General features: G+C 43.5%; 13 protein-coding genes and 2 pseudogenes. 9 read left to right on the plus strand and 6 right to left on the minus strand.

The window, feature by feature from the left end; translation table 11 throughout:
• The 4 genes and pseudogenes from L1D55_RS25565 to L1D55_RS25580 form a co-directional block, all read left to right on the plus strand.
• Window positions 1–237, plus strand: a pseudogene (locus L1D55_RS25565) (transposase); the annotation flags it as partial.
• 125 nt (window positions 238–362) lie between these two features.
• Window positions 363–707, plus strand: coding sequence for a hypothetical protein (locus L1D55_RS25570; RefSeq protein WP_345772798.1), 345 nt, complete (start codon window positions 363–365; stop codon window positions 705–707).
• 89 nt (window positions 708–796) lie between these two features.
• Entirely contained in the window at window positions 797–1,318 is a 522-nt protein-coding gene (gene cyaB, locus L1D55_RS25575; protein WP_239919338.1) for a class IV adenylate cyclase, read from the plus strand.
• 57 nt (window positions 1,319–1,375) lie between these two features.
• Complete coding sequence (locus tag L1D55_RS25580) at window positions 1,376–1,858, plus strand: tetratricopeptide repeat protein (RefSeq protein ID WP_210454744.1); 483 nt, start codon at window positions 1,376–1,378, stop codon at window positions 1,856–1,858.
• Between the two features lie 44 nt (window positions 1,859–1,902).
• Here the strand turns inward: L1D55_RS25580 and L1D55_RS25585 are convergent, their stop codons facing one another.
• Entirely contained in the window at window positions 1,903–2,349 is a 447-nt protein-coding gene (locus L1D55_RS25585) for a hypothetical protein (RefSeq protein WP_239919339.1), read from the minus strand.
• A gap of 84 nt (window positions 2,350–2,433) precedes the next feature.
• On the opposite strand from L1D55_RS25585, the gene L1D55_RS25590 reads away from it, so the two are divergent.
• Complete coding sequence (locus tag L1D55_RS25590; protein ID WP_239919340.1) at window positions 2,434–2,871, plus strand: MarR family transcriptional regulator; 438 nt, start codon at window positions 2,434–2,436, stop codon at window positions 2,869–2,871.
• An 86-nt stretch (window positions 2,872–2,957) separates the two neighbouring features.
• Here L1D55_RS25590 and L1D55_RS25595 read toward each other — a convergent pair whose 3' ends face one another.
• Together L1D55_RS25595 and L1D55_RS25600 are read right to left on the minus strand one after the other, a co-directional pair.
• Window positions 2,958–3,986: a methionine synthase gene (locus L1D55_RS25595; RefSeq protein WP_239919341.1), complete on the minus strand. Its 1,029-nt coding sequence runs from the start codon at window positions 3,984–3,986 to the stop codon at window positions 2,958–2,960.
• A gap of 69 nt (window positions 3,987–4,055) precedes the next feature.
• Window positions 4,056–5,033, minus strand: a complete 978-nt coding sequence (locus tag L1D55_RS25600) for a DUF1852 domain-containing protein (protein ID WP_017630558.1) — start codon at window positions 5,031–5,033, stop codon at window positions 4,056–4,058.
• Between the two features lie 318 nt (window positions 5,034–5,351).
• On the opposite strand from L1D55_RS25600, the gene L1D55_RS25605 reads away from it, so the two are divergent.
• The 3 genes from L1D55_RS25605 to L1D55_RS25615 all read left to right on the plus strand — a co-directional run bounded on the left by L1D55_RS25605 (window position 5,352) and on the right by L1D55_RS25615 (window position 7,936).
• Window positions 5,352–6,161, plus strand: coding sequence for a sulfite exporter TauE/SafE family protein (locus L1D55_RS25605; RefSeq protein ID WP_239919342.1), 810 nt, complete (start codon window positions 5,352–5,354; stop codon window positions 6,159–6,161).
• Between the two features lie 198 nt (window positions 6,162–6,359).
• Complete coding sequence (locus L1D55_RS25610) at window positions 6,360–6,752, plus strand: hypothetical protein (protein WP_239919343.1); 393 nt, start codon at window positions 6,360–6,362, stop codon at window positions 6,750–6,752.
• Window positions 6,753–6,934: 182 nt separating this feature from the next.
• Window positions 6,935–7,936 (plus strand): metal-dependent hydrolase, encoded by a 1,002-nt coding sequence (locus L1D55_RS25615; protein WP_239919344.1) that lies wholly within the window; start codon window positions 6,935–6,937, stop codon window positions 7,934–7,936.
• A gap of 93 nt (window positions 7,937–8,029) precedes the next feature.
• On the opposite strand, the gene L1D55_RS25620 is transcribed toward L1D55_RS25615, so the two are convergent.
• Window positions 8,030–9,502, minus strand: a complete 1,473-nt coding sequence (locus L1D55_RS25620; protein ID WP_239919345.1) for a carboxypeptidase M32 — start codon at window positions 9,500–9,502, stop codon at window positions 8,030–8,032.
• Between the two features lie 304 nt (window positions 9,503–9,806).
• On the opposite strand from L1D55_RS25620, the gene L1D55_RS25625 reads away from it, so the two are divergent.
• Complete coding sequence (locus L1D55_RS25625) at window positions 9,807–10,442, plus strand: LysE family translocator (RefSeq protein ID WP_239919346.1); 636 nt, start codon at window positions 9,807–9,809, stop codon at window positions 10,440–10,442.
• A gap of 145 nt (window positions 10,443–10,587) precedes the next feature.
• Here L1D55_RS25625 and L1D55_RS25630 read toward each other — a convergent pair whose 3' ends face one another.
• Window positions 10,588–12,066: an aerolysin family beta-barrel pore-forming toxin gene (locus L1D55_RS25630; protein WP_239919347.1), complete on the minus strand. Its 1,479-nt coding sequence runs from the start codon at window positions 12,064–12,066 to the stop codon at window positions 10,588–10,590.
• Between the two features lie 450 nt (window positions 12,067–12,516).
• A pseudogene (locus tag L1D55_RS25635) lies at window positions 12,517–12,709 on the minus strand (IS5/IS1182 family transposase); the annotation flags it as partial.

Below are 12,709 nucleotides of genomic sequence, written 5' to 3' on the forward strand. Positions count from 1 at the left end.
AGGTATGGTGGGCACAAGTGCAAGAAAGTGGAATTAAGCCCATTGAAAGAGTTCGCACGAAAACTGAGGCCTTATCTTCACGGTATTATTGGATCGGCAAGTTATCCGCTCAACACCTGCACATTGGAAGGGATAAACAACAAAATAAAGTTAATCAAGCGAATGGGGTATGGGTATCGAGATACAGACTACTTCTTCTTGAAGATAAAAGCGGCTTTCCCCGGAAAGCCGCGATGAACCAAAAAAGAGCGCGTGGAGCAGCAGCAACTGGCGTTGGACTAAACAAAGGCCCCCTTTTAGGGGGCTCACACAAAGCCACCTTCTTTAGAAGGTGGTAATTTACTAAATACCTATTTTCAGAGTTGCTGTTTATTGCTATTGCATTAGGCCTTGTCTATTGGATATCAGGCGGTGATCGTTCATCGCTGCTAACCATAGGGCTGATAATTTGTGTTCCACCACTAATAAGAATTCTAATGTTGTGGTGGAAGCTTCGCGATAGCTCATTTGAAATCTCGAACGGTTATTTACATTTAAATGGAGTTGCTTGTGATGTGACTTTACAGCGCAGCTTTCTTCCGTTTGAAATTGGTTCATTCATCAAGCTTTCATACTCGAAAGGTGCGATGCAGAAACACAATATTTACCTTTCTAAAGGCGCTATGAGCCAAGAAGAATGGACCCGTGTGTTAGCGTGTCGAACATAGTTCCACGGCTTTAGTTTGTGTTGTGCGTCAGTTTGTATTTCGGATTTGGTTCGTGTGCTAGTATCGCCTTTTTTGCACCGAGCTATCTTATGACCAACGACCATTTCCAAGGCAAATACGAAGTAGAGCTTAAGTACCGCCTCGATTCTAAATCAGAATTTTTGAAAACATTGAGCCTTATTCCCCATGAAGTGATGCTCCAAGATAACCTTGAGTGCGATTGGTATTTCGATAGCCCAGACAGAAGCTTACACGCTCAAAACAAAAGCTTGTGCATTCGCACAATGGAACCGTCGGGTATTAAGCTATGGATTGTAAAAGGCCCAGAGTCTGACCGATGCGAAGCGACAAACATCACCGATGCGTCGAATGCTAAGAGTATGCTTGAAAACTTGGGTTACGAAGTGATTCTAAAAGCGCAGAAGACGCGCAGTATTTACTTTGTGGGCGAATTTCATATTACTGTCGACTCATTAACGGGTATCGGTGATTTTGCAGAGTTCGCTATCATGACGGACGATGAGTCTAAGTTATCGGTTTATAAAGATGAGTTGGAGTTATTAGCCAGTCGGTTTGGGCTGACCCAATCAGCACTGCAAACTCAATCTTAAAAACAGATGTTCGAGGAAATGAACGCCTAGCACAGCGCTTAAGCGTCAGGGAGAGTTATGGACACCATTATCAAACAAGCCATCGAATTGCGTAAAGAAGCCAAGTATCAAGAGTCACGAGACTTGCTGGCGACACTGCTCGATGATGAAAAGTATGCCGCGAAAGCGCACTTGCAGATAGCTTGGTCTTACGACAACCAAGGTAAAGAACAGCAGGCTATCGAGCATTATTTGCTGTCTCTTTTGGGCGAACTTACTTCTACAGAACGCTTTGATGCGCTTTTCGGGTTGGCGAGTACTTATCGAAGCCTAGGCCTTTATGCAGAAGCTTTAAGCTATTTCGAACAGACGATGGCAGAGTATCCTGAGTCCCTTGAAGTTCAGCCTTTCTACGCGATGTGTTTGTATAATTTAGGTCGCCATAAAGAGGCAACATCTCTGTTACTTGAGTTGTTGGTTTCTACGACCAATAGCGATGCGATCAAAGAGTACCAAAGAGCGATCTCCTTATACGCTCAAGATTTAGATAAAACGTGGTAAACAGCCGACTAAGAAGCTCATCTGTTTGCTTAAAAACGATGAGTTTAGCCTTGCTTTACCTTCTTAGGACGAAACTTTCTGCCGTCCATAATATTCAAAGACATCAGTGTTAGGTTGGTCGCGCCAGCTATCAGTTCTAAAACCTGAACGCCATAAAACACTGAGTCGAACTCTCCTAAACTTGCCCACTGATTCAAAAAGTACGCGGCCGGAATCAAAATAACGATCCCGTTGAACGCGATAATTGGCATGCGTTTACTTTTACGCTCAACTATTTTCCCTTTGCGTTTTTTTGCCATAGCCGCACCGGTTGCACCAGTGATAGCAATGGCTGGGACAAGAATAAACAAGCCCGGAAAAACGATCATCGACTTGACTAGTTTCACTGATTCCAAAGTACCAAACAGCTCTACAAGTAATGTGCTGGTAAAGAATGTAGCGACACACAGTGTTGCTGTTAATGCCGCTATTCTGTGAATTATTGGTTTCATATCATTTGCGCCTTTATTTTGGTAACATGTTGTCAATTTGGTTTAAGTCTAATTTAATGACAGCATGTTGTCAAAGTGGGTGTTATGGATACGAATGGAGAAGTTTTCACAAAGATCGCACTAGAGATCTTTAAGGTCAGTGGTCTATTGAATGCTGAGGGTGATAAATTAACTGAAGAGTTAGGGCTAAGCAGTGCCAGATGGAAGGTGATGGGGGCGATCGAAAAGTCCGATGATCTGGTCACGGTTTCTCAAATTGCTCGTATTATGGGGCAAAGCAGACAAGCGACACAGCGTGTTACCGACATCATGGTGAAAGATGGCCTGCTAACTTGGCTTGATAACCCGAATCACAAAAAAGCGAAGTTGGTTAACATGACTGAAAAGGGCAAGGAAGCGTATGCTCTATTAGATAAAAAACAGGAAGTATGGGCAGATAGTGGCGCAGAAGGCATTGAAAGAGACGAGCTTGATAAGGCGCTAATCACTTTGAAGAAGATGGCTACCTTCTTAGACAAATAGAGAATGGCAGTTGAGAAGAGTACGGAAGCCTAAGCATCATTCGATACTTAGGCTTCAAGATTTAGCTTTTCTATTTAGATTAGCCGTTACGCTGAAAGCTCTTTACGAACTATCTCTGCGCCGGCGCTGAGTGCATTCAGCTTAGCTGAGGCAATGTCGCGAGGTAGGGGAGCCATACCACAGTTAGTGCAAGGGTAGAGCTTGTCGGCATCAACATACTTAAGTGTTTCTCTTAGAGTGCTAGCCACTTCTTCCGGTGTTTCAATAGAATCTGTAGCAACATCAATAGCGCCAACCATCACTTTCTTGCCGCGAACAAGCTCAAGCAGTTCAAGTGGTACATGAGAGTTGTGACACTCTAATGAGATGATATCGATATTTGATTGCTGCAGCTTAGGGAAGACTTCTTCATATTGGCGCCACTCAGTGCCTAGTGTCTTCTTCCAATCTGTGTTTGCTTTGATGCCGTAGCCATAGCAAATATGGACTGCGGTTTCGCATTTAAGGCCTTCAATGGCTCTTTCCAAACAAGCGATACCCCAATCGTTCACTTCATCAAGGAACACGTTAAATGCGGGCTCATCGAACTGAATAATATCAACGCCTGCAGCTTCAAGTTCTTTCGCTTCTTCGTTGAGGATCTTTGCAAATTCCCACGCCAGTTTTTCACGGCTTTGGTAATGCGCATCGTAAAGTGTATCTATCATGGTCATAGGACCCGGCAGAGCCCATTTGATCGGTTGGTCGGTTTGCTGGCGCAAGAATTTGGCATCTTCAACAAACACCGATTTCTGACGAGAAACTGGGCCAACTACTGTAGGTACACTCGCATCGTAGCGGTCGCGGATTTTAACGGTCTCGCGCTTCTCAAAATCGACACCATTCAGGTGTTCAATGAAGGTCGTCACAAAGTGCTGGCGGGTTTGTTCGCCATCACTCACGATATCAATTCCGGCTTGCTGTTGCTCATGAAGCGACACGCGCAGTGCGTCCTGCTTGCCATCCGTTAATTCGTTGCCTTCCAGTTTCCATGGAGACCAAAGTGTTTCTGGTTTTGCTAGCCAAGACGGTTTCGGCAAGCTGCCTGCTGTTGAAGTCGGTAATAGTGTTTTCATAATGATTCTGCCTGTCCTTAGATTCCCAAAGTGGATCGTACGTTTCCTAATGCGCGTAAAATAGAGCGATTACAGCGCGTAGTTGGCAGACCAGTTTTCTAGTACCGACTGGTATGGCTTAATGAAATTTTCTTCTGCGAACTTACCTTGTTCAACAGCTAGCTTGCTTCGTTCTTCTCGGTCATACACGATTTGAGTCAGTGAGTGATCCAAGTTTTTCAAGTTTGGCTGGTAGCAGTTACCTGCAACAGCGTTCGCGTTGTAGATCTCAGGGCGGTAGATCTTCTGGAAAGTACCCATGGTACTGATGGTGCTGATAAGCTCTAGGTTAGAGTAATCGTTCAGCAGATCACCAAAGAAATAGAAAGCCAGAGGAGCAACACTGTTCGGCGGCATGAAATAACGAACCTGTAATCCCATTTTCTTGAAATATTGTTCAGTTAAAGAAGACTCATTCGGTTGGTATTCAAAACCTAATACTGGGTGTTGGTTTTCAGTACGGTAATAAGTTTTATTATCTGAAACACTCAAACAAATAACCGGTGGTTTCTTAAAGTTCTCTTTGTACGCTTGAGAGTTAACGAAATATTTAAACAGCTTGCCATGTAAATCACCAAAATCGGCTGGAATACTGAATTTATCTTGGCCTTTATTATGATCTAAAAGTAATACACTGAAGTCATAATCACGAACATAAGACGAGAAGTTATTACCGATAATACCTTCGATGCGCTCGTTCGTTTTGTGGTCCAGAATGTTTGTTTTCAGCACTTCAATTGAAGGGAAGGCTTCGCCGTTGCTTTCAATGTCCATATCAACAGAAATGATTTCAAGCTCTACAGAGTAGCGGTCGCCCTTTGGGTTATCCCAATGTGCTAAAGCATTGAAACTGTTGTCAATCATCTGTAGTGCGTTACGTAAGTTCGCTTGACGGCTGTCGCCGCGAGCCAAATTAGCAAAGTTAGTTGTGATACGCGTGCTGTCTGCAGGCTGGTAGTTTTCGTCGAGGCTAATGCTCTTAATCGTAAAGTTAAATTCATTATTCATATTGATCTAGTATCCCAATTCGTTGTCTGATTCTCTCGGTCTTTAATATTTAAATGCTTTATTTTTGCGTGTGACCGGATTAAGAATCGAGGCTGTCTTCACTAAAAGTGTCGTATAAATTTATTTGCTTAAGGTTTTTATACGTGGATGGGAGTGGGATTAATAATGGTATTACTTCACATTCATCATGAAGAATCTTCATGATCTATATGTTTGAATATTCAAGTCGGTGTCAGTTATATTAATTAGCTTAATGGAAATATAACCACATTAATACTGTGTTATTTAAGATAATTAATTGAATAAGAGATGGATGAAATGAGTGAATTGCTGTTGTTGATTTTCTACTGTGCGTTACTAGGCAGTGGTGTTGGTTTTCTTGCCGGGCTTTTGGGCATTGGTGGAGGGCTGATTATTGTTCCTGTGTTAAGCAGCATTTTACTTTATTTAGACGTTCTACCATCTGACCAAGTTGTTGTCGCTGCGATTGCGACCTCGTTGGCTTCAATCCTATTTACTTCAACCTCATCTGCACTCGCTCACCACAAGAACGGCAACGTGCCTTGGGATTTAGCTCCTTGGATCATGTTGGGTGTTGCTCTTGGTGCTTTGGTAAGTGGTTTTATGGCGGCGTTACTACCGGAAAAGGTTGTTCGTATCGTGTTTGCCGTAAGCGTGGTGCTGATAGCGATTAAGATGTTCTTAAGCAGCAAAAGCGACGCGCCTAAAGAACGAAAGCTACCGAATAAAGGTGTATTAACGGTTCTGACGACCATCACTGGCGGCTTGTCTGCAATGATCGGGATTGGTGGCGGTGCGTTACTCGTTCCATTGCTTACGTTCTTTTCGGTCGATATGAAAAAGGCGATTGGTTGTGCGTCTGCGTGTGGCATTGTTATCGCGTTATTTGGTTCTATCGGTTACATCACCTCGGGCAGTAGCCACTTTGCTCTAGCTGATGGCTTTGCAGGTTTTGTTTATTTACCAGCGTTATTGGGAATCGTGTGTACGTCTTGGTTCACCGCACCTTTAGGCGCAAAAGCGACAAACCATTTACCCGTTCCAACCATCAAGAAGATCTTCTCAGTATTGTTGGTTGTTATCGCGGCAAGCATGGTGGCTCGTTAATTTCAGACAGTTTATGACCTATCCGGCAGATGACTTAATTAGATATTTATGTGTGAAACACCACGTAAATGTCTAATTGCGATCTGAGCCCCTCAATAGTCTAATTCAGCCCTTTAAATGCATCACTGCGCATAATAAAATTATCCCCTTTTATAAATATCTCGAATATCCTCAAGCGCTTACCCGAAGGAATCTATGATGGCACGGGAAATATCATTTAAAGGTAATGGGCCGCAATGGAACGTTGTTTTATCAATGACGATAACCTACACGATCGTATCTCTGATGATCAGTTTCTTTTATCAAACTGAATTGCAGCTTTTTCCTTTCATCATCTCAATCACCCTCATGACTTTGGTTTACATGTTTGCCTCAAGGCTCACGAAAAGCCATTTGTCTTTAGACGATGGAAACGTTTATTTGCATGGTATTAAGGCGAACTTAGTGGTTAAAAAGTCTTTGTTTGGTCATTCTTTTATTGAAGTGAAATCCTTAACCGAAAAAGGTTACCACAAGGTGAATATACGCAAAGGGCAGGTTGAGCTATCCGATTGGGAGCTATTGCTGAGTAAGACGACACAATCACGTTGATTGGATACGAGTAATGAGAACCTAATAGGAGCAGTCATCAGGCTGCTCTTTTTTGTTTGTCAGTCTACATTTATACGATTATGTCTATGAGTATGTTGACAAAATCTTGTTGTTTAACTGGATTCACTGCTATAGCTAAATGTACTTGTTCAGTTCAAGGGAATGCTAAAAGTGGGTGATTTATGGATCCGTTAACGCAGGGCGTGCTAGGCGCTTCTTTGTCACAATCGGCGAGTAAAAAACAACATTTGGTGGTCGCTGGGGTTCTAGGTTTGCTCTCTGGAATGGCGCCAGATTTAGATGCGTTTATTCGATCGGAGAGTGATCCTTTACTCGCATTGGAGTTCCATCGACAGTTTACCCATTCACTTCTATTTATTCCTATTGGCAGCTTGATTTGCGCTCTGGTTTTGTATCCTTTGATTGCGAAAAGGCGTGGTCTCTCGTTTAAACAGAGTTGGCTGTATTGCGCGTTAGGCTATGGCACGCATGCTTTACTCGACTCTTGTACTACGTATGGCACTCAACTGTTTTGGCCGCTCACCAACGAACGTTATGCTTGGAATACCATTTCGATCATCGACCCTGCCTATACACTTCCCATCTTGATATTACTTGTGTTTGCAACATGGAAGCGAGCTCCTTGGTTGGCTCGTGTTGCGTTTCTGTGGGCTTTGATTTATCCAACGTTAGGCATGATACAAAGGGATAGAGCAGAAGCGATAGGATGGCAATTAGCACAAGAACGACAGCATACGCCTATTCGATTAGAGGCCAAGCCGAGCTTTGCAAATATCTTAGTGTGGAAAGTGGTGTACGAAACCGAATCTCGATACTACGTAGATGCTGTTCGGGTCGGCACCTCCGTTAAAACCTATCCGGGGGATTCAATTGCTAAACTGAATGTGAGTCAGGATTTCCCGTGGCTTGACCTTAATTCACAGCAAGCAAAAGACATTGAGCGTTTTCGCTGGTTCTCAAATGGTTATGTGGCACAAGATCCAATGGATGAACTGCGTGTTATCGATGTTCGATATTCTATTGTCCCAAACAAACTGCAAGCGCTTTGGAGCATCAAGTTGTCTCAATCTGCTGATGCAGAGACACACATCAAGTACGAAACTCACAGAGACAACACACCTGCATCGAGACAGATCTTCTTAGATATGTTGAAAGGTGATTGATGGTTAGAGGTCTTGAGAGTAAAAAGGCTGAGTCAGTAATCTGCTCAGCCTTTAATTTATCGTTGTTCTAAACAGCCTTTGTTGATTGGCTGATTAAAGGTAACGGCTTCTCAAGTGATCCTTGAAGTACTGTGCATTTAAGGTTTCGCCTGTTGCGCCTTTCACCAAATCATCAGTGGTTAGTAGGCTGCCTTTGCTCCAGATGTTCGACTCTAACCAAGTGAAGATAGGTGACAGATCACCGCTTTCAATTACTGAATTCACATCAACCGTTTTCTTCATTGAAGCCATGAACTGCGCTGCGTACATCGCGCCTAGTGTGTAAGACGGAAAGTAACCGAACGCGCCGTCAGTCCAGTGGATGTCTTGCATACAGCCATTAGTGAAGTTGCCTTGAGTGCTTAAACCAAGGTAAGACTGCATCTTAGTATTCCAAAGTTCAGGAACATCAGTGTGCTTAATTTTGCCGTTGATCAGGTCACGTTCAATTTCGTAACGTAAGATAACGTGCGCTGGGTAGGTCAGCTCATCGGCATCAACACGGATGAAGTCTTTCTTCACGCGAGTGTAGATCTTCTGGAAGTTATCTTTCTCAAATTCAGAGCCTGAAAACTGTTGTCCTGCTAGGTTAGCTAAGTGTCCGATGAACGGGTCGCTGCGGCCAACTTGCATTTCGAAGAACAGAGACTGAGATTCATGGATACCCATAGAGCGAGCTTCACCTGCTGGTTGGCCTGCTAAGTGTTTAGGTAAGCCTTGCTCGTAACGTGCGTGTCCTGTCTCATGGACGATGCCCATTAAGCTTTGAACGAATTCAGCTTCATCGTAGCGAGTCGTGATACGCACGTCTGAAGGGACGCCGCCACAGAATGGGTGAACACTTTCATCTAATCGGCCGTGTTCGAAATCGAATTGAAGCAGCTTCATGACTTCTAGGCCAAGTGCTTTTTGCTTCTCTGTCGAGTAGATACCCGATGGCGCGTTAAATTGCTCGCTCGATTGCTTTTCGATTACTTCGTCAATCAGGCTTGGCAGCCATGTTTTAACGTCTGCAAATAAGATATCCAGTGAAGCAGAGCTGGTGCCCGGTTCATAGATATCCAGCATCGCATCATAAGGCGTTAAGTTAGCGGCATCTGCGCGGATTTGTGCTTCTTCACGTGATAGCTCAACCACTTCACGCCAGTTCTTTTCAAAACCAACCCAGTCGTTTTCTCCACGTTGGCTACGCCACGCATGTTCACATTTTGAACCCGCTAGAGACTTCGCTTCAACCAGTTTTTCTGGAAGTAGGTTAGCTTGTTGCCATTGGCGTTTTATTTCACGAAGTGATGATTGTTGCTCATTGTTTAATGCTTCGTTTTCAGCGTCTGCAATCCAATCGCCAAGCTGTGGCTGAGTCATTAATCCGTGAATATGAACAGATAGCTCGGCCATCGCTTCGCTGCGCGCTTGGTTGCCACCAGCTGGCATCATGGAAGCTTGGTCCCAACCACAAATAGAGGCTAGGTGTTGAAAGCGTGAACATTTTTGAGAGTGTTCGACTAGTTTTTTGAATGCGCTCATTTGACTACTCTTAATTTGGTTTCTTTAAATGACCCATAAGGCTGCATCAGTTTAAGGGGCATCTCGATGTTTAGTACTTTGAACTTGGTCACTTCACTTTGTTTCTAAGGCAGTTCTTCCAGTAGAAGATATAGCCTAAACAAGGTAGGGCAGTGATATGCCAGTAATTTACTATTTGTTAACAAATTAAACTGTACCATTGTGCACAAAATCAGTGAGTTGTATAGCTGATGGTAATTGTTGCTTGCGAATTGTTCAGATACACGGTATTGATGATAGATCGCTGAACAAGAATGACAATGATATGGATATTTTGAACTTTGAGGCATTTCTGATTGCCATCACTATTTTAACGCTAACGCCGGGTTTAGATACGGCATTGGTAATTCGCAATACCAGTCGATCTGGCTTATCTGACGGTGTGATGACCAGCTTTGGTATTTGTAGCGGTCTTTATGTGCATGCCTTTTTCTCTGCGGTGGGTATCTCTGCGATTCTTGCTCAATCAGCTGAGCTCTTTCAAGCTGTTAAAATGGTGGGTGCGGTTTACCTGATTTGGCTTGGTTTAAGCAGTTTACGTACCTTAATGAAAAATGGCGGCGGGTTGAAGGTTGGCGAGCAAGCTCATCAAGCCTACAGTGCAAAGCGTTCTTTGCGTGAAGGCTTCTTATCTAATGTGCTTAACCCGAAAACAGCGGTTTTCTACTTGGCTTTTCTGCCTCAATTCGTAAACCCTGAGGGCTCGCCGTTATTACAATCTATGCTGATGGCTTCGGTCCACTTTATGATTGCGATGGTGTGGCAATGTGGCTTAGCTGGTGCACTTAACTCGGCTAAAAACTTGCTGAAGAATGCGAGCTTTATGAAGTGGATGGAAGGTGTGACGGGTATGGTGCTGGTGGGTCTGGGTGTTAAGCTTCTTATGGAAGAACCTGTGTAGATCCTCTTTTTTAATAGAACATATGAAAGCCCACGACGTGTCGTGGGCTTTTGCGTTTTATTGTTTGTAGAACTTTGTGTCGCTCTTATTCAGCAATACTGTTTTTCACAGTGTAGTTATTTACAGCCGAGCTATTCACAGCATGCTATTCAACGACACTAATGTTCATCTCAGCACCTTCGAAACCTAAGTCACTCAACTCATCGGCATTGAAGTTGGTGGTGACTTCGATATCGCCAATGCGCTCAGTCGTTTCATTGACGGAATCTGTACTTCTTTTGCTGCGTAGATTGTTGGCAATCGGTGTCGCTTGGCCAATCTCAATGGTGCCTGCAAATTGAGAGTCTGCGTAGAAGTCACCCGATACGTAAGAGTGGAACGGACGTAAGCTTCCGCCAGTCGCGTATTGCATACTTGATAAGCCAGCTTCTTTAATAGCCCAGCCCCAATCCCACCATTTTGTTTCACCTGGAATGTAACGGTGATCCCATTGGTAGCGAATGTCTGCAGATTTATCACTGCCGCGACCCATAGTGAAGGTGTGAGCTCTGTAAGGACGATTGTCTGGATGTGTATGCCATGCGTTGCCCCCCCAACGTAGGAAGCCGTTAAACTCAACATCGTAGCTAATGTCAGCGTTGAATCGGTACGGGTACGAGATACTTGAACGATACAACTCAACTCGAATTGGCAGCTCTGAGTTTGCTGGAACCATTGGGCGCGCTTGAAGTGTTACTTGTTCGCTAGTAGAGCCACCATTGGATTTAGAGAAGCTTTGGTTAGCTTCGAACTTAATGGTGAGCTTGGTTTCGCCAACAAGAGGCCACTTAAACGTATTCTCTGTTTGAACACTTTGCGAGAACCCGTAACTGTTCGTTTTTGACCAGTTTGTTGACTCATCTACTTTCAGATCGACAACCACTTGTTGCGCGATATTACTGTTGTTTCTTGCCGTCGCGTAAACCGTCTTCACTAGTTCACGATCTGATTCGACAACATCGCCATGCCAAAAGTTGTCGTCGTTAACGGTGTAGGCAAAGTTGTCGACGGTGATTTTAGTTTTTTCTCCACAGCGATAACCACTACAAGAGCCACCATTGTTTCCTTGTATCACCCAGCTGTCGCCAGAGCGGTTGATCGTCATGTCTTCACCCACGTACTGGCTATTATTGCCGCCAACCCATGCGTAACCTAGGTTGTGAGCCAAATAGCTTAACGGACGAACAAAATCATTACGGTTATTGACCAGCTCATATTGGACATCCAACTCACTGCCTTCTGGAACCGATTTAGCAGAGTAGTTTGGAATTTCAGACTGGTCATTGTTCGGATAACAGAATGTTTTTCCGTTGGTTGTGTCTTGTTTAATAAGGTCATTGTATCCCGGGCCCATGATCACCCAGTTTCCTTCTAAGCCTGTGATCTGCCAAGTGCCCATTCTAGCCAGCAAAGCACTCTTTTGCTCTTCGGCTTCAAAACGGTCTAACGGGCGATAGCCAGAACGACATACATCGTCACCAAGTTGGTCATGGACTATTTGGTCTGGGTAAATTTTTGCGTTTACGCCAGTAGATAGAACAGACAACACTGCGGTTGCTAAGAGACTTCTGTTTACTCGGATCATTAACAATTCCCTCATTTGTAATTTTTCTATTTTGATAATGTTTTTTGTGCCGTGCAGTTAACAAGACAAGTTCACTTTTTCATGTTGATAAATAGATAGATACTGAAAAGGGTTGAATTGAATTTCCCTTTTAATTCAATGGTTTGTGTTGTTTTATTTGTTTGTTAGGTGAAAGAGGCTGTAACTGAAAAGAAAATCTTTGATAGGGCTCAAATCGTTTTTAGAAAAATGAGGCGTGATGATTGATACATTCACGTCAAATAGTTTTTAACGTGGTCTATTGCGGGTGAAGTGAATGGTTAAGTACGAGAGGAGACATATTATTCACATCGTTTTTATTTGATATAAATATCAACAGGAAAGCGATAAATGAGACTTGGATTTTAAAATTTAATCGGCTTTGTTGCGTAATTAAATTTAGATATAGAGCCAACCCGTTTCGCGTATTTCTTAGTCAATACGACAGGTTTTAGGCATACCTAACCTAGTAAGCTTGTTCAACGCTTTTATCATCGCGTAAGTTTCACCCACCTGGGCATTGTAATTTCTTAAGCTCAGTTTCCCTCCTAGCAACTGTTTAACTCGATACATCGCTGTTTCTGAGAGTGAACGCTTGTGGTATCCATACCGCTCTTTCCAATAC

The sequence above is a fragment of the Vibrio sp. Isolate22 genome, from assembly GCF_022398115.1.
Classification (GTDB): Bacteria; Pseudomonadota; Gammaproteobacteria; order Enterobacterales; family Vibrionaceae; genus Vibrio.